10 protein-coding genes are annotated in these 20,030 nt (G+C 37.8%); 7 read left to right on the forward strand and 3 right to left on the reverse strand.

Annotated elements, in window-relative coordinates:
- The coding region (locus Q0R51_RS02330; protein WP_294756407.1) for a hypothetical protein at window positions 1-247 on the reverse strand (247 nt) is incomplete at its 3' end.
- A 58-nt stretch (window positions 248-305) separates the two neighbouring features.
- On the opposite strand from Q0R51_RS02330, the gene Q0R51_RS02335 reads away from it, so the two are divergent.
- From Q0R51_RS02335 to Q0R51_RS02365, 7 genes are all read left to right on the forward strand, one after another.
- Entirely contained in the window at window positions 306-656 is a 351-nt protein-coding gene (locus Q0R51_RS02335; protein ID WP_294756409.1) for an LPXTG cell wall anchor domain-containing protein, read from the forward strand.
- 138 nt (window positions 657-794) lie between these two features.
- Window positions 795-4,235 carry a BspA family leucine-rich repeat surface protein gene (locus Q0R51_RS02340; protein ID WP_294756410.1) on the forward strand — a complete coding sequence of 1,147 codons (3,441 nt, stop codon included), beginning with the start codon at window positions 795-797 and terminating at the stop codon, window positions 4,233-4,235.
- 633 nt (window positions 4,236-4,868) lie between these two features.
- Entirely contained in the window at window positions 4,869-9,323 is a 4,455-nt protein-coding gene (locus Q0R51_RS02345) for an SLAP domain-containing protein (RefSeq protein WP_294756411.1), read from the forward strand.
- Between the two features lie 707 nt (window positions 9,324-10,030).
- Window positions 10,031-11,671, forward strand: a complete 1,641-nt coding sequence (locus Q0R51_RS02350; protein WP_294756412.1) for an SLAP domain-containing protein — start codon at window positions 10,031-10,033, stop codon at window positions 11,669-11,671.
- 261 nt (window positions 11,672-11,932) lie between these two features.
- Window positions 11,933-13,933, forward strand: coding sequence for a BspA family leucine-rich repeat surface protein (locus tag Q0R51_RS02355; RefSeq protein ID WP_294756413.1), 2,001 nt, complete (start codon window positions 11,933-11,935; stop codon window positions 13,931-13,933).
- A gap of 300 nt (window positions 13,934-14,233) precedes the next feature.
- On the forward strand, window positions 14,234-15,307 hold the full coding sequence (locus Q0R51_RS02360) for a P1 family peptidase (RefSeq protein ID WP_294756414.1): 1,074 nt from the start codon (window positions 14,234-14,236) through the stop codon (window positions 15,305-15,307).
- An 83-nt stretch (window positions 15,308-15,390) separates the two neighbouring features.
- Window positions 15,391-17,007 carry an alpha-glucosidase gene (locus Q0R51_RS02365; protein ID WP_294756416.1) on the forward strand — a complete coding sequence of 539 codons (1,617 nt, stop codon included), beginning with the start codon at window positions 15,391-15,393 and terminating at the stop codon, window positions 17,005-17,007.
- Window positions 17,008-17,166: 159 nt separating this feature from the next.
- Here the strand turns inward: Q0R51_RS02365 and Q0R51_RS02370 are convergent, their stop codons facing one another.
- Together Q0R51_RS02370 and Q0R51_RS02375 are read right to left on the reverse strand one after the other, a co-directional pair.
- Window positions 17,167-18,771, reverse strand: a complete 1,605-nt coding sequence (locus Q0R51_RS02370; protein ID WP_294756418.1) for an ABC transporter ATP-binding protein — start codon at window positions 18,769-18,771, stop codon at window positions 17,167-17,169.
- A 345-nt stretch (window positions 18,772-19,116) separates the two neighbouring features.
- Window positions 19,117-19,623, reverse strand: coding sequence for an O-acetyl-ADP-ribose deacetylase (locus Q0R51_RS02375; protein ID WP_294756419.1), 507 nt, complete (start codon window positions 19,621-19,623; stop codon window positions 19,117-19,119).
- Window positions 19,624-20,030 lie beyond the last annotated feature (407 nt).

A 20,030-nucleotide genomic window follows, 5' to 3' on the forward strand; every position in this document is an offset into this window, starting at 1 on the left:
ATGGATCAACACCTTCTGATGGATCAACACCTTCTGATGGATCAACACCTTCTGATGGATCAAACACTCCTGGTGGATCAGCCACTTCTGATGGATCAAGCTCTTCTGGTGGATCAACACCTTCTGGTGGATCAACTACTCCTGGTGGATCAACCACTCCTGGTGGATCAACTACTCCTGGTGGATCAACCACTTCTAATAGTTCAAATAACTCTAGTGATTCTAATAGCTCCAATGGCTCTATCACTTCAAATGGCTCCAATAGTTCCAATGGTTCAGGATCAAACAATAGTAGCGGCAGCAATGTGACTAACAATAAGTCAAAGAAGAAGTCTACTAAGAAGTCACATAAAAAACACCGCATGGATAGGCAGAATAATTCTAAAACTGTTAAGCACTATCAGAATGCTAATAAAGGATTTAGAGAGAAGCATAAAGCTGATCGTCAAACTAATTTGACAGCAGCAAGTGGCAAATTAAATAAAGCTGCTAACACCAATAACCCACAAAAAGGCATGATGGGTCAGGACAGCAGAACTGATGTATTGCCACAAACTGGTACAGAAAAGCACAATAGTTTAGCCATGCTGGCCTTAGGCAGCTTAGCCTTAGCAACTGCCCTAGGAGCTGCTTGGCTTAACCGTAAGAAAGACTAGTTAAATTATAATAAGTAAAAAACGTTCTATATTATTAAATATTGGGCGTTTTTTGCTCTAGCTTAGCTTAGTTTGACTTTTACTAAGCTCAGCAATATACTAAACTTATATTAACATGCTGTTTAGAAGAGGAATTATATGAATACACATAAGAATGCTAACAAGCAAGGAGAAAAAATATTGCTCGGTGGCGTGGCCGCTGCTGCTTTAGGCTTAATTAATGCCAAGCCCCAGACGGTGAAAGCAGCTAATCAAAATGGCACTCGTGCCACCAAGAAGACTGCGAGAAGAGCGGTCAAGACTAAATTAAACTATCAAAGTGAAACTGCTTCAGAAACTGAAGGTGAAACAGCTACTGACGGCCCTACTAACCAAACCAGCAGCAGTCAAACTGCTGGCAGTGAGGCTAATGTAGGAACAGCAAGCAGCAAACCTGAAAGTGGACAGGAACAAGCTGGTGCTAATAGCAGTACAGCAAGTGGCAGTAGTCAAGATGCAATCACAGGTAATACCAGCGATCCAAGCACCACAGACAATACAAAAACTGATAAGCACGAAGCGGGCTCTACACAATTTGACCCTGCTAAAGCCACTAGGGCAAGCTTTCCAAGTAAATGGCAAGGATTAGACATCAGTTTCGACGATGAAGGTGATATATTAAAAATTAGTGGTGGTACAATTGATAACAGTGATAATCATACTATCAGCTTGTACTACAACCTAAATAGTCAAAATCAAACGTTAGCTGCTGATATTAAAGAAATTGATATCACTGGCAAACTCAAAATTATTGGCTCTGCAGCGGATCTGTTTACTAGCCTTGAGAATTTAGAAACTATCAAAGGTCTAGATAACCTTGATACTTCTGAAGTTACCAGCATGGAAAACATGTTTAGTAAAGATAAAAAACTAAAAAATATCGATTTATCTAGTTCAACTACTTTTAAAACAGATAAAGTGACAGACATGTCATATATGTTCGCTAGTGACGAGTCTTTAACTAAGTTAGATTTATCCCACTTTGATACCTCAAATGTTACTAACATGACGCATATGTTTGAAAGCTGTGTGGGACTTCATAGTTTTGCATTCCCAGCTACTTTTAAAACAGATAAAGTAACAGACATGTCATACATGTTTGATAACTGTAGTCAAGTTTGGTCAATTGACGTAACCAAATTCAATACTTCTAATGTTGAAAACATGGCATATATGTTTTATAATTGTCAAAGTTTTCTTACGTTAGACGTATCAAGCTTTGATACGTCAAAAGTGACAGATATGTCATATATGTTTGGTGCTTGTGTTAATTTGCTTAAATTAAATCTGCCGACTACCTTTGTTACCGACAATGTTCAAAATATGAAGGGAATGTTTAGCGGTTGTGAGTACATAACTGAGTTAGACTTATCAAAGTTTAATACTGCTAAAGTAACTAATATGGCGAATATGTTCGGAGGTTGTAGCAAATTGACAAAGATTACTGCCTCTGATAACTTTACTACCGCAAATGTTACTAACATGAGTGACATGTTTTCTGGCGATATCGTAATTACTACTGATAGTATAAACAAATTAATATCCAGATTCGATACTAGCAAAGTCACAGACATGACAGAAATGTTTGATGGCTGCTCACAAGTAACTTCACTTGATTTGTCTAAATTTGATACTGCAAATGTCGGAAATGTTTCTGAAGAACTATCTCGTGCTGGTATGGAAAGAATGTTTAGTGGCTGTGGTAACTTAACTACTTTAGACTTAAGCAATTTTGATACTAAAAATGTCCGTGATATGAGCTGGATGTTTAATAACGATAAAAATTTAGAAAGTATAAATCTTAATCTTTCTCTTTTCAATACCTCTAACGTTATTGACATGAATCACATGTTTGAAGATTGTCATTCATTAACTAGTGTTGATGTCAGTCATTTTGATACTTCAAACGTACGTGATATGAGTTACATGTTTGATGAATGTATTAAATTAACTGCAATAGATGTTAGTCATTTTAATACTGCCAAAGTAAAAGATATGACGAATATGTTTGCATATTGTGAGTCTTTACCAAGTTTAGATGTCACTAATTTCAACACGGCAGCTGTTACTGATATGTTAAAAATGTTCTGGCAATGTTCAAATTTAATCAGTTTGGACCTATACAACTTTAATACCAGAACAGTTTCTGACTATACTGACATGTTTCAAGGCTGTGATAAACTAGCAAAACTTGACCTTAGTAGTTTTGATATGAAAATTTCAGCATCAACTATTGGTGATATGCTTAGTGATCTTCCATCTCTTGAAGTGCTTATACTAGGCAGAAGAAATGATTTGAATATAGTCAATAATTTTTGGGACGGTGGTTTAGGCAACAATCATGATGGCAAAGAAGAAGATGTCTGGGTTAACATGGGAGTTAATAAAGACAACGGTGGTCTTCAGCCTAGAGTTCATTCTTGGACTGGTGCTGATTTAATGAAAAATTATGATGGCAGTAAGGATTATGATGTGTACGTTAATATCAATAAAATTCCAAATCCTTGCAGTATTACCATTAATTATCAATTGGGAGATGATAAAACAGCCAAACTCTCGCCAAACGATTATCAATTCGGTACTGCTGGTAATGATGTGGTTATTCCAATCACAGCCAGAAAGTTGCCTACCTACAAACTTGCTTACGTTGAAATTAATGGCAACAAATATACCACAGATAAATATGAAGATGCGTTGAGTAAACTAAAGTTTACTAATGATCCTCAAACTGTTACCTTTGGATACGAAAAGAGTAGTACTGGGACTAGTAATGGCTCTAACAGCAACGGTTCTGACAGCAATGGTTCCGATAGCAACGGCTCTGATAGTAATGGCTCTGGCAGCAATGGCTCTGATAGTAATGGCTCTGGCAGCAATGGTTCTGACAGCAATGGTTCCGATAGCAACGGCTCTGGCAGCAATGGTTCTGACAGCAATGGCTCTGGCAGCAATGGCTCTGGCAGCAACGGTTCTGACAGCAATGGCTCTGGCAGCAATGGCTCCGGTAGTAACGGATCTGGCAGCAATGGCTCCAGCAGCAACAGTTCCGGCAACAGCAATCCTAATACTTCAGTTCCAAATAACACTAACAGTTCTTCTGGAAATAATGGCTCAGTCAATAATCCTTCGTCTTCTAATAGCCAAGGATCCAATAGTCAAGGCAGTAACACTGGCAATTCTAACAACAATTCCAGTTCTGGCAGTAATGGTCAAAATAATGGCAGCAACTTGCCTAACAATGAACCAAATAACATTCCATCACTTGTGAATCGCAAACCCAAGACTGTTAAACCTCATAAAACTTTTAATAAGGGATTTAATATCAAAGGTAAAAATGCAATTCGTGACCAGCAACTAGCAAATAGTCTAGATTACAATGGCCCTACTTCAACTGCACGAACCACCTCAGATGATAGTTTAACTGATCCCTTGCCGCAAACTGGTAACGACAAGCATAGCAGTTTGGCAATGCTGGCTCTAGGCAGTTTAGCTTTAGCAACTGCCTTAGGTGCAGCCTGGTTTGGTCGCAAAAAAGACTAGCTAAGTTTTAATTAATAAAGAATGTTCTAAATTGCTATTTATCATAATTTACATCTTTATGATCACAAAGGTAGCCATAAAGCCGGCTAATATTATAGTGATGCAAGTATTACAGCTATGGTAAGACCTATATTCAAAGTTAAGAATACTATGACTTGGGTAATGATATGTTTGTCAAAACTAATAAAGTTTCTGGTAGTAGCCGTAGGCTAAACTAAAACATAACACTTATATTTACGCTATAAAATGTAAACGCTATGGGAAAAAACCTAAAGGTTGTATGATTGAGATCTGTAGATGCCCTATCATAACAATATTACAGGTCATAATACATTTCAGGCAAAAATCAGTATTTTAAAAAAGCCAACTTCTAATAAATAACAAAAAACAAAATATTCGTAAACGTCTCTCTGATTTTAGTAATCGAGAGACTTTTTTTATATATATTAGATATTCATGTATAAATAAATATGTTAAAAAAATGATATTTCACAATAACTTTTTTATACAAAAATTTATTTATTAAAAAATTTATAAGATTATTAGTATAAACTACTTTGCTTTTCCCAAACTTTACCTGTATATTTAATGGCATGTATTTTTAATAAGTGTATGTATACCTTGGAGGGTAAAATGTATAAACGAAAGAGTGTAAATCAAACTAATAAGAAATTCTTATTTACCAGTGTCGCGGCTACTGTTTTAAGCTTAATCGCAATTAATCCTGACTCTGCCAAAGCAGATACTATATCTGACACGGGTAGTCCATATCATGATTCAAATAACAATATCACTAGTACTGCTTCAAATAATTTTGGTGATGACACAAGTTCTGCTACACCCACATCAGGAAATAGCTCAGATTCTGCCACAACTACTATAACTTCAAAAAGTACTAACTCCCCTAGTACTCAAGATGAAAAAGTTCCTACTCAATCAACTTGGAATGGTTTAAAAATAACTTTTGATAAGAAACAAGGGATATTAACTATTTTTGATGGTGCCATTCATAATGAAGATGGTAAATTAGACCTTGGCTTTCACATTGCAGATGACGTTAACATCACAACTGACGTTAAAGAAATCAGGTTTAATGGAAATGTTAAAATTTACGGATCCGCCCATGGCCTTTTTAATGGTCTCAATCAATTAACGTCAATAAAAGGACTTGATAAGCTAGATACTTCTGACGTTACTGATATGTCAAACATGTTTTCTTTTTGTGGAGAACTAATTGATCTCGATCTATCCAGCTTCAATACTGCAAAAGTTACTAATATGACTTCCATGTTTCAGAGCTGTAAAGCATTACAAAAGCTTGATATCAGTAATTTTGATATGAAAAATGTCCCTGTTGACTCGCAGGACTTGGAGAATAAGGATAAGAATAAGACTATAAACATGCTTGTAGACTTGCCAAGTTTATGCGCTATAGGTATCAGTAGTAAAAATAAGCTAGAAGGTTCAAATCTAATTGATAATACCTATCCCAATAAATGGATCAATGTGGGTAATGGAACAGAAAATAATCCTCAAAACAGTTATCCATTGAGCTCAGGTTTACCAGAATTACCGTGGACTATACATAATATAGTATTTAATTATAAAAAATTAACTGAAGAGGAATTTATTCGCTATAACGTTATAGTGCATTACTATGATGATAGTAAGAATGATATTACACCAATTGGTTATGCATATGTAGCTGATAATGACTTTAGTAAATTAACACCAAAGAACATAGCTGGCTATACTTGTCAATCTGACAACCTTCCTACTAAGCTGGAAAAAGATCAGGGTACTATACCAGAATTCTATTTTACGTATACTAAGAATAAAGATACAACTGATGGCAATGGCACTGGTAGTAACGACTCCGGTAGTAACGGTTCTGACAGCAATGGATCCGATAGCAACGGTTCCGGCAGTAATGGATCTGGTTCCGATAGTAACGGATCTGGCTCTAATGGATCCGACAGCAACGACTCCGATAGTAACGGGTCTGGCAGCAATGGATCTGGCTCCAATGGTTCCGGTAGTAATGGCTCTGATAGCAATAGCTCTGACAGCAATGGATCCGATAGTAACGGATCTGGTAGTAACGGATCCGACTCCAACGAATCCGATAGTAACGGATCCGGTAGTAATGGATCTGACAGTAATGGGTCAGGTTCCAATGGTTCTGGTACCAACGACTCCGGCTCCAATGGATCCGACAGTAACGGCTCTGGCTCCAATGGTTCCGACAGCAACGACTCCGGTAGCAATAGCTCTGATAGTAACGATTCCGGCTCCAACGACTCTGGCAGTAATGGTTCCGACAGCAATAGCTCCGACAGTAACGGGTCTGGGTCCAATGGTTCCAGCAGCAATGGCTCAGGTAGCAACGGTTCAGACAGTAATGGATCCGACAGCAACGGTTCTGGCTCTAATGGTTCTGGTAGTAACGATTCCAGCTCTAATGGTTCCGACAGCAATAGCTCCGACAGTAACGGGTCTGGGTCCAATGGTTCCAGCAGCAATGGCTCAGGTAGCAACGACTCAGGCAGCAACGAATCCGACAGTAACGACTCCGGCTCCAATGGTTCCGACGGCAATAGCTCTGGCAGCAATGGCTCAGGTAGTAACGATTCCGGTAGCAACGGATCCGACAGCAACGAATCCGACAGTAACGGATCTAGCTCCAATGGTTCCGGTAGTAACGGATCTGACAGCAACGACTCTGATAGCAACGACTCCGGCAGTAATGATTCCGACAGCAATGGTTCTGACAGCAATGGATCCGATAGTAACGGTTCCAGCAGCAACGGCTCTGGTAGCAATGACTCCAATAGCAATGGTTCTGACAGCAATGGATCTGATACCAACGACTCCGGCTCCAATAGTTCCGACAGTAACGGGTCCAGTAGCAACGACTCCGATAGTAACGACTCCGGCTCCAATGGGTCCGATAGTAACGGATCTGGCAGCAATGAATCCGATAGTAACGGGTCAGGCTCCAATGGCTCTGGCAGTAATGGATCTGATACCAACGACTCCGGCTCCAATGGGTCCGATAGTAACGGATCTGGCAGCAATGACTTAGGTAGCAACGACTCAGATAGTAACGACTCCGGTAGCAATAGCTCCAGTAGTAACGGTTCCGGTAGTAATGGATCTGATAGCAACGGATCCAGCAGTAATGATTCTGGCTCCAACGATTCAGATAGTAACGGGTCCAATAGTAACGGATCTGGCAGTAATGGTTCTGGCAGTAACGAATCCGATAGCAACGGATCCGGTAGTAATGGATCTGACAGCAATGGGTCAGGTAGTAATGGATCTGATACCAACAACTCCGGCACTAACAACTCCGACAGCAATAGCTCTGAAAGTAATGGTTCTGGCTCCAATGGTTCCGATAGCAATGGTTCTGACAGTAACGATTCCGGTAGTAATGGCTCTGATACCAACGACTCCGATAAAAACGACTCCGATAGTAACGGATCTGGTAGTAACGAATCAAGTAGCAACAACTCAGACAGTAACGGGTCCGACAGCAACGACTCCAGCAGTAACGACTCCGACAGTAACGACTTAGGTATCAACGGGTCCGGCTCTAATGATTCTGGTAGTAACGATTCCGACAGCAATAGCTCTGATAGTAACGGATCCGACAGCAACGACTCCGACAGCAATGATTCTGATAGTAACGACTCAGGCAGCAACGACTCAGGCAGCAACGTTTCTGGTAGCAATAGCTCTGACAGCAACGACTCAGGCAGCAACGGCTCAAGCAGTAATGGTTCCGGTAGCAATGGCTCCGATAGCAATAGCTCTGACAGCAACGGCTCAAGCAGTAATGGTTCAGGCAGCAACAACTCCGGTAGCAATAGCTCCGATAGTAATGATTCCGGCTCCAACGACTCAGGCAGCAACGGTTCTGACAGTAACGACTCCGACAGCAACGACTCAGGCAGTAATGATTCCGACAGCAATGGATCCGGTAGTAATGGATCCGGTAGTAATGGATCTGACACCAACGACTCCGATAAAAACGACTCTGGCAGTAACGGATCCGGCAGCAACGGATCCGACTCCAATAGTTCCGACAGTAATGACTCCGACAGCAATGGATCCGATAGTAACGGATCTGGTAGTAACGGATCCGGTAGTAATGGATCTGATAGTAACGACTCCGGCTCCAATGGTTCTGACAGTAACGAATCAAGTAGCAACAACTCAGACAGTAACGACTCCAGCAGCAATGATTCTGACAGCAATGGATCTGGCAGCAATAGTTCCGACAGCAACGACTCCAACAGTAACGGATCTGATAGTAACGACTCCGGCTCCAATGGTTCTGACAGTAACGGATCTGGTAGTAACGGGTCAGGTTCTAATAGTTCCGACAGTAACGGATCCGGTAGTAATGGATCTGACACCAACGACTCCGATAGTAACGTCTCAGACAGCAACGATTCCGACAGTAACGGGTCTGGCAGTAATGGTTCTAACAGTAATGGTTCTGACAATAACGGATCTGGCAATAATAACCCCGGTAATGATGGTTCTAGCAACCCAATTTACCCTGTTTATCCTATTATCTCGGTTAACCCAAGTAACCCAATTATCTCTGTTAATCCTGTTAGCTCGGATAAACCAGATGTTATCAAGGTACCGGTTCAACATAATTCTCAAACTGCAGTTATCAGAACTGTGCATCACAATTCTTACATATATGACCGGAATGGCAAGCGCAGACTTGAAGAATACTTTGTCGGCAAAAAGGTTAAAACTTATGGCGTTATAGTCATTAAAGGTAAGAAGTTTTATGATTTAGGTAATAACCGCTACATTAAAGTAAACAACGTTTCCGGTGTTATCCGTAAATTGAAGCACAACGCTTATATTTACACTAAGAAGAATAATAAAGTTAAGCGCCTTGGACGTAAAGTTTTAAAGAAGAATAAGAAAATTAAGCGTCTTGGACGTAAAGTTTTAAAGAAGAATAAGAAAGTTAGAACTTATGGTGGTGCAGTCAAGATGCACAACAAGTGGTACTACATTGTAGGTAAAAACCAATATGTAAAGAAAGCTAACTTTTAGAAATTAGGTATAGCTAAAATATTCTTACACTACTTTTGATAGTTTAATTTAGAAGTAAGACTAGGCATGACATCCTAACAAGATAGTTGGGGTGTCATGCTTTTTTTAATAAAAAAGCAACTAGCGCTAGCAACGCATCAATGAAGATACTCCGTAAAACACGTTAACTTTTCGAAGCTTTTTATTAACAAGATTATGAATAAAAAATGTTAATGAAATCACCCTAAGTAAAAGTATTACTAACTATATAGGGAGGTAGCTACATTACATCAGGTAAGACTTCAAAAAAGAAAATGATCAGATAATATTTAGTACTTAAAGGCTTTCATAATTTAATCAAATTATTTTTAATAATGAAAATAATAGTAAAATGTTGGCCATTAACAGCAGGAAAAACAAGCAAAATTTAACTGAAATCAGGATAGGTAAAAGCAGCAGTCTAGATAATGAAATCTTTTAGAACTAGGCCCCATTTGCTAGCTTAATTGGCATATAGTTCAAGGGCAGAAAAACGGACTCAGACTTTAATTATACCCTATTCTTTTTTGACACTCTTAATTTATAAATTTACATTTTTACTTTATTTACTTGTACCAAAAAATTTCTAAAACTGTATAAAAACACATTTTATGATATTTATTTGTATGAGATATGTGTATATAATAAATTACAATGTAATAAAAATTTAATGGAGGAAGAGTGTTAATATGCATAACAATTTTTATCATAAAGGTAAAAAGATTTTATTCACTAGTATGGCAGTTGCTGCGTTAAGCGTAATTGCAGTTAGTCCTGTTGCAGCTAAGGCTGCCGAAGCACAGGGAGAGCAAACTTCTAAGACTCCTGAAGTTAATTCCGGTGATAACGCTGGCGAAAATGATTCACACATGCTATGGGCTTCAAGTTGGACTAAGGGCATTTATAGTTATGACGAAAAGACTAAGACTTTTACTATTAGACTAGGTAAAGAAAATAAATTTAACAATCATTATGCAGGTGATCAAGAACCACCTATCAATCCCGCCCGAATAGCTTGGAATATTGATGATGTTAACACAGATGAAATTGAAACCATTAACATTGACGGTCCTGTTATTTTCGAAGGAGATGCCAGTTTATTATTTGCTAATTTACCAAACTTGAAGAAAATTGAGGGATTAAACAACCTTAATACAAAAGAAGTTACTAGCATGAAAGAAATGTTTGCCAATGATCCTAAATTAACTTCAATAGACCTGTCAAACTTTAACACTTCTAACGTAACTGACATGATGGGTATGTTCTTTGGCGATGAAGCATTAAGTACTTTAGATGTATCCAACTTTAAGACAGATTCAGTAGAAGACATGTCTTATATGTTTAGTGATGATTCAAGTTTAACCAAAATTGATGGCTTGGAAAAATTCAACACCGAAAAAGTTACTAAGATGTGGGAAATGTTTAAGGGTGATAAGGCTTTGACATCCCTAGACATTAGTAGTTTTAAGATGCTTGAAAATAATGAAACCATTAAAGATAACGTTTCTGACACTAACAATACCGATGATAATAAAGGTACTACAAAGCCATCTCATCAAACATATACCATTGATCAAGATATGTTATCAGGTATGGATAGCTTAAATGATATTAAACTTGGTGCAAACAATATCATTAACAATTCAGGACTCCCTGGTTCAGTAGAAGAGAGTCTATATAATGGAAAAACTAGCTGGCTTTTAAAGGACAGTAAAAATAAGAAGTTAAGTTCAGTAGAACTTATGCAGAAATTTGACGGTAAAAATGATGTTACTGATTATGTAGGTGAATACACGGCTACAAAACCAGTAGATAACAACAATACACCAGCTACTCCATCTACTCCAAGTATGCCAACTACACCAAGCAATCCAAGCATACCAGTTGCCCCTTCTATTCCAAGTACGCCAGTTACTCCATCCAACAACAATACTACAACTAAGCCAAACACTAACGTCAAGAAGGGCGTTAAGAGAGTTGTTACTCACAATGCTTACATCTTTAACCAAAATGGTGTACGTGTAAGTGGTGAATTTTATGTTGGTGATTCCATTACTACTTATGGCACTAAGTATATTAACGGCAAGAAGTTCTATGACTTAGGTAACGATCGCTTCGTCAAGGCCAACAACGTTACAGGTATTAACCGTAAATTAAAGCATAATGCTTACATTTACACTAAGAAGAATAATAAAGTTAAGCGCTTTGGACGTAAAGTTTTAAAGAAGAATAGGAAAGTTAGAACTTACGGTGGTGCAGTCAAGATGCACAACAAGTGGTACTATATCATTGGCAAGAACCAATTTGTTAAGAAAGCTAACTTTAGATAATAAAAAATACTTTTCATAAATAAAGAAACCCAATTAGTAGGTGTCACTGCTAATCGGATTTCTTTTTGCTTGGAATAATAACTCCTAGTGTAAGCAAGCCAGCTTGGCAATTTATTAATCAAATTAACTATTTGTTCTTTTCAAATAAAAGTGTATAAATTATGTTAATAAACTAAAAGGATGTATAATACCTTTAATAAATTATAAGCTAAATATTAATCATGTATACATTTATTTTATTGTTGAAGAAGGAATAGTAACATGAGGAAGAAAAAGAATTCTAAGCAAGCAGAAACTTCATTAATGTACTTTAGCATTGCTGCTGCCACCTTAAGCTTATTAGCCATGACCCCTAAAACAGTTAAAGCCGATGAGACAGTGCCTTCATCCCTTACCAAGCAAACTGTTGCTGGTAAAAATTATGCTAACAATAAAGTTGCGTTCCCTAAATCTACCACAAACGATCAACCAAAAGTTTACACTCCAGAATCGCCTCAAGCTCAAGATTCAACCCCTACTCCAAGTCCTGATACTTTTAAGTGGGGAAACCTCAACGTCACTTATAGTAACCACGCAGTTACTGTTCCCGGCGGCAGTGTTACTCAACCCGGATCTATGGCCTACATTAATGGCATTAACAAGGATGATATTCAGGAAGTGAAGTTTACTGGTCAATTAAAAGTTAATTCGGCTGCAGAATTGTTCAGGGGCTTACCTAATTTAACTAAAATTACCGGTCTAAAAAATCTTGATACATCTGATACCATTGACATGAGGTACATGTTTGCAAATTGTGAAAATTTAACCAGCATAGACGGCATTGGTAATTTACAGACTCCCAAAGTTACTAATATGCTTTATATGTTTGCGGATTGCGGTAAATTGACTGACCTGGATTTGTCCGGCTTTGATACCACCAACACACAATATGTAGAAGGTATGTTTCAAGGTTGTAAAAATTTGCAGAGCATTAAGTTTTCACCTAAATTCACAATAGCTAATGTAAACAGTATGAAATTCATGTTCGATGGTTGCTCCAGTTTAACTGCTCTAGACCTTAGCAAATTTAATACTAGTAATGTTACCAACATGATAAGAGTTTTTGAAGATTGCTTCAGCTTAACCAAGTTAGACTTGTCATCGTTTGACACTTCTAAAGTGAACGATATGATGGGAATGTTTAATGGTTGTAGTAATTTAAAAGAACTTAATCTCAGCAGTTTCGTCATAGATCCCGGTATTGACAAGGGTTATATGTTAGATGGACTTACTAAATTGAATACCCTTAAACTGGGTAAAAGTACCCATATTAATGAGTCATATCTTGATACTCCAGGAACATGGGTTAATGTTGGCAATGGCACTGAAGACGCACCACAAGCAAATCAGAAATTGAATTCCAATGATTTAGCGTCCCAAGGAATTGGTGATACGTATATCCGTCCGGGTGCAGCTATTAAGGCTTTTTATTTAGATATTGACGGCAAGTCTATTGCGGATGAAACAGGTTTAAATGGTAAAATCGGTAACAGCTATAAATTGAGACCTAAAACAATTCCAGGATATATTATCAAGGAAATTCCCGCTAACGCCAGTGGCTTTTTCACTGATCAGCCGCAAAGTGTCAAGTTTGTTTATTCCGCTGTTCCTGTATCCGTCCCTTCTATTCCAGCCGCTTCAACCCCAGTCAAAGCCGCAAATGTGATTGTTCATTATCAAGATGAAAGCGGCAATAAACTTGCACCCGATACGGTATTACAGGGTAATGTCAGCGATGGCTATATTACCTCTCCTGTAGAAATTGCAGGCTATACGCTAAAGACCAGGCCTGATAATGCTACTGGCTTTTACAGTGATCAAAATCAAGACGTTACTTACATTTACACTAAAAATGATACTGGTTTAAGTCCTGTTACAAGAACTGTCTTCCATAATTCATACGTTTATGATGCAAATGGCGTCCGCAAAACGGGTGAGTATTTTGCTGGCGAAACGGTCAAAACTTATAGTACTAAGCTAATTCAAGGCAAAAAGTACTATGATTTGGGCAATAATGACTTTGTCAAAGCAGTTAATATAACTGGAGTTAACCGTAAATTAAAGCATAATGCTTACATCTACACTAAAAAAGCTAAACGTTTGGGCCGCAAGGTATTGAAAAAGAAATATACGCTAACAACATATGGTGGAGCTATTAAAATTAATCATAAGTTATACTATATTGTTGGTAAGAATCGTTATATTAAAAAAGCCAATTTTTAGCAATTTAAAAATAATTAATTAGCAAATTTCTGACTCTTTAGCAAATACAGTTAATAAAGATTAAATAGAATCAAGCGGTTAATAAACTGTTTGGTTCTTTTTCTTTGCCTTGTTTTTCTGCCAATCTGATCCTGACTAGCAGATTGTGGAAATTGTTGTGGCCAAAAGTTATGCACTATGCTATGTTGACTACCTACTCTTACGTCAGATTATCTTTGTAGAGTTGTTTTTGTCTTGCATTAAAATTGGCAAACCGTTTTAATAAGAGAAGAAAATTTTTAAAAAACAAAAGGAGTAAAAATGGGACTTAACAAACCACTTTTATTTGCGCTTAGCGATACTAAGCCTGGACCAAAAAACTTAATTACAGATGTTGCCGGAATTACAGTTGGCCACAAGACAATTGTCACTGATAGACTCAGAACCGGTGTCACTGTAATCAACCCTTGCCCAGACAACATTTTTCGGAAAAAAATGCCGGCTGCTACACATGTGATTAACGGCTTTGGCAAAAGTACAGGTTTAATTCAAATTAATGAACTGGGTACAATCGAAACGCCTCTAGTGTTAACCAATACTCTCAGCGTGGGCACTGCCTCGATGGCTTTGGTCAAAAGAATGCTGGCCGAAAACCCTGAAATTGGCCTTTCAACTGGTAGTGTCAATCCGATCATTATGGAATGTAATGACAGCTCAATTAATCATATTCGCGATTTGGGTGTCACTGAAGATGACGTTAACGATGCTTTTGCCACTGCCACAACTGATTTTGCTGAAGGAGGCGTTGGTGGCGGTACAGGTATGCGCTGCTATGAACTTAAAGGTGGTATTGGCTCTGCATCAAGGCAAGTCGAGATTGACGGTAAGACCTTTACAATGGGCGCGCTAGTCATGTCCAATTTCGGTCTTAGCACTGATCTCAATATTTACGGCCATGCTATTGGTAAAAAGTTTGTGGATAACAAAGACAGTAAGGAAAAAGGCAGCATTATCACAATAATTGCTACCGATATTCCGTTTAACTCGAGGCAATTAAAACGCATTGCCAAGCGTTCTGGTATTGGCATTACACGCACTGGCTCCTTTAGTGGTAATGGCAGTGGTGAGGTTACCCTAGCTTTTTCTACTGCTAACCGCGTAAGTCATTTTCCTGACCAGGAATTAAGCACAATTCAGGCAATTACTGATGACAAAATTGACCGCTACTTTAGGATTACAGTTGATATTGTCAATGAAGCCATTCTCAGTTCTTTGGCTCACGCACAAACAACACCTGATCGTGACGGCAAGCCCATGTTATGCTTAAAAGATGCTTTATTGCAGCTGGGCAATGACGAAGAAGCACTGCAATTACGCTCAGATTTAGGACTTTAATCAGATACCGGTAACATTAATTCTCATTATTCTGCAGTGTTATAATTAACTGATAATGTTAGCGATTGCAAAGGAGAATTAATATGACACCTTGGTGGAAAAATGCAGTAATTTATCAAATTTATCCCAAGTCCTTCCAAGATAGCAATGGTGACGGTATCGGAGACCTACCCGGCATTATTAGTCACTTGGATTATTTACAAAAATTGGGGGTTGATGCAATTTGGCTTTCGCCAATTTACAAATCTCCTGGCATCGATAATGGTTATGATATTGCTGATTATGAAGCAATTGATTCGCAATATGGCACCATGCAAGACATGGACAGGCTGATCAGTGAGACTAAAAAACGCGGCATTCGGATCATCATGGACTTAGTTGTTAATCATACCTCTGATCAACATCAATGGTTTATTGAGGCACGTAAAAGTAAAGATAATCCTTACCGCGATTTTTATATTTGGCGTGATCCTGTTGCTGATCATGAACCAAATGATTTAAAATCTGACTTTTCAGGTTCTGCCTGGCAATTCGATGATCAAACGGGCCAGTATTATTTACACTTTTTTGCCCCGCAACAACCAGATTTGAATTGGCAAAATCCGCAATTACGGCACAAAATATACGACATGATGAACTTCTGGCTTGATAAAGGCATTGGCGGCTTCCGGATGGACGTAATTGAACTGATTGGCAAGGAACCTGATCGTAAAATTCGCGAAAATGGTCCACAACTTCATCATTATCTTCAGGAAATGAACCAAGCTGTTTTGGCTAACCGTGATGTAGTCACTGTTGGTGAGACTTGGAGTGCCGACCTTGACAGCGCCCGTAAATATTCAGATCCCGCTCGACATGAACTCTCAATGATTTTTCAGTTTGAAGATCAGAATATTGATAAGCAAGCAGGAAAACCAAAATGGGATCTCAAGCCGTTTAAAGCCAGTGATCTTAAGGAAGTTTTGCTTAAATGGCAGACACAAATAGATTATAACCACGGTTGGAACAGTTTGTTTTGGGAAAATCATGACATTCCCCGTGTCATTTCACGTTGGGGTGATGACGGTAAATACCGCGTACAATCTGCCAAAATGTTTGCCATTGCCCTACATTTAATGCGTGGTACCCCCTATATTTATAATGGTGAAGAAATTGGTATGACTAACTGCCCGGTCAAAGATATTTCAGAAATTGAAGACCTCGAGAGTATCAATATGTATAATGAGCGAATCAAGCAAGGTTATACCAAAGAAGAACTTATCAGGTCAATCAATGCCAAAGGACGCGACAATGCCCGCAGGCCGATGCAATGGTCAACGGCTAAAGCTGCTGGCTTTACTACTGGTAAGCCTTGGCTGGCACTTAATCCTAATTATCAGGATATTAACGTTCAAGCTGCTTTGGCGGACCCACAATCAATTTTTTATACCTATCAAAAACTCATTAAATTACGTCATGAAAACGAAATTATCACTAATGGCAGTTTTACCCCTGTTCCTGCGAGTTCTAACGTCTTAGCTTATTACCGTGAACTTGCTGGTGAGCGCTGGTTAATCGTTGCCAATTTGACTGGTAGTATTGAACAGTTTTCTGCACCAGATAAAATTGACCAAGTTTTAATTAGTAACTATAATGCACCGCAATCACTTAACAACATTAACTTAAGGCCATATGAAGCCTTTGCCATGATTGTAAAATAAAAGCTTTGTTTATGTGAAAATACCTCCAAATTTGTCCTAAATTTGGGGGTATTATTGTGACTAAATTACCAAAATAAGATTTAGTAATTAAAAAGCTATCACTGGTGAAGCTTTGCCGTCACTTTACCACAAATAATGCTTTGAATTCAGTTTCACAGCCTATTTATCTAAAATAATATTTCCGTCAAATAAGTCAGCTGTTTCTTTTTGTAGATGATGTGTTACTAAAACAACGGTTTTATTTTTCTGAGCCAAAATCAACTTTTCCAAGGAAATGCTGGCCGCCTTATCTAATGATGAGGTCGCCTCATCAAAAAGATACACTGGTGTATCACGTAAAAGTGCCCGTGCAAGCGCAATTCTCTGCTTTTGCCCACCAGATAAATTAGACCCCTGATTTGCCAGTATCGTGTTGATGCCAGCTGGAAGATGGGCAATTATTTTATCAATGCCACATGCTGCAATGACCTGGTTTAGCTTTGCAGGAGCAACCTTTTGCCCCAAAGTTAAATTCCATTTTAAACTAGCCGCGAAAATATAGGGCGTTTGTTCGACATAAGAAATTACTCGATGCAACTGGGTGTCAGTTATTTTAGCATAGTCTATGCCACCCAATTTAAGCGTGCCAGTATAATTTTTTAGCAGACCACTAATAATATTAAGCAGTGTTGATTTGCCTGCAGCAGAATCACCGAGCAAGAGGTACTTTTTCCCTTCTTCAATAGTTAAATTCAGATTGTCTAAAATTGGTTGGTTCTTCCCCTGATATGTATACGAAAGACCCTTAATTTGAATTTGACTGGCAGCAATTTCAGTTTTTTGATCAGGCTGCGTGACCGTTTTAATATTTGCCAGCTTATCCATAATTGGTTTAAGTGATCTAAATTCTTGCCAGTTAAAGCTAATACCGCTTAATTCGGCAAAAATTGTACCGGCAAAATATTGCGCACCACTAATAGTTCCCACTGGCGTAAGATGCCGCAAAATCAAATAGCCACTCTGGGCTAAAACAATTACTTGGCTTAAATAGGCAATACAATTGGTAAATGATTGGGTAAAACCAGTTGCCTTAACGTAATCAACAGCATTTTTCTTTACATCTTTAGATCCCTGATTAATTCTTTTAACAATTACCTGGGGTAAATTTGCTAAAAATAAGGTATTGAAGCCATTCAGGACATCATTAATTTTATTAACCAATCGTTCTTGCGCATGGGAGAATTCAAGGGAACGTTTAGATAACCATTTTGAAAACAAATTAGGTACCACTGCCATAATTGCAGTTAAGATAACAACAGTGGCAAGTAAGCTAACCTGAAAATATGCTAAAGTGACTGCTCCCAGCAAGATTTCGCTAATTTGTTGCACAATCATCATCAGGTCGTCTACGCCAAAGTCATTAATCGTGTTAATATCATTCGTTAGCCATGACGCGTAAGTTGCAGTTGTTTGCTGATGAAAGGACTGATACTCCGACTGGGCCAACTTTTGTGCCACATCCTGCCGAATTAGCAGATCAATTTGCTGCTTCAATTTTGTTTGATTGATTGAAATTAAGTAGGTAAAGATCGCGTACATGACATAGGCAGCAGCCATAATTGTGACCCAAATAAAAAACAGTTGGGCATGCAGTTTGGTGACCTGAGTTAGGGCATTTGCACTGGCAATTCCTGCAAGTGTTGAAAAGCCGGAATTAATAACAGTTAAGGCAATTACTATACTAAATTGCCACTTAGCTCTTTTAAAATATTTGATTAAAGGCATATTCCTCCTAATTTTTATTTTTTATTAATATTTTTAATTAATAATATTACTTTTTTCATTTTTACTCAAGTTTATCTAGCATTAATTTTAGCTTGTCCTGCCTCACAACTACGAAATTGGCGACACTCTACCAGTAGTCGAGGTCCAGCAACTAATGAACGTTTATAGTTAGTCAACTTTCAGAACTGTTTTTATATAAAAAACCAAGTCATGTTACTGGCTTGGTTATTATTTTATAGACAAGTTAATTATAATTTAATAAAAAAGTTAAAGGGATAGCTCGACATTAGTAAGATTAATTTTTGAAAAGCAATTAAAATTAACCTTCTTAATTTATACGCAAGCCTATTTTTTAACTTCTGTTCGGTATAACTCTGCTGTTTTAGCATCAAACGCACACATAATAATCTTCATTTGATAGTCAGAATGTTCCGTGAGCCAATTCCGCACGGCTGTAAAAGCAATATGGGCAGCTGGTGCAGCAGGAAAACCGTAAGCTCCAGTAGAAATTGCCGGGAAAGCAATGCTATGCAGATTATGATCTTTAGCTAAATCTAACGAATTTATATAACAGTTCCTTAATAACTCATTATCTTGTTTAGAACCTGAATAAATTGGTCCCACAGTATGAATGACAAATTTAGCAGGCAACTGATATCCTTTGGTAATCTTAGCCTGACCTGTTTCACAGCCATGAAGCTGTCTGCACTCGGCCAGCAGTTCTGGTCCAGCTGCTTGGTGTATTGCACCATCAACGCCCAAGCCACCTAATAAAGACTTGTTTGCGGCATTAACAATTGCATCTATAGTTAATTTAGTAATGTCGCCTTGAATAATTTTGAGATTTTCCATAAGCATAGCCTCTTTTTTATTTCATTCTAAACCTAAAAAGATTTTTTACTTAAAATGTTATCTGTAAACTCTTTTTTATAATTAACTATTTTTAGTCAAAGTCTCAAGGTTAAGTAATTCTACATCATAAAAATTCTTTATTTTGCCAATAAAATTATCTCCATTAGTTTCTATTTAATCGCTGTTTTAAGGTATATGTGTATGCGATCAGTAAAAAACTTTCCCAAAAGTATTGCTTTTTTCTTCCTAATGTATCAGAATTAAACATAGGTAAGCGCTTACCTAAAAATATATTTATTGCAAATAAAAAAAGATAGGTGAAATAGCTAAGTCTTTGACTAAATTACTTATTCGGTTTATTTGTAGTTTTATACTATCAATTTAGATTTGTTTTTAAGCTAATTAAG

The organism is uncultured Lactobacillus sp. (genome assembly GCF_946477725.1).
In the GTDB taxonomy this organism is placed as follows: Bacteria; Bacillota; Bacilli; order Lactobacillales; family Lactobacillaceae; genus Lactobacillus.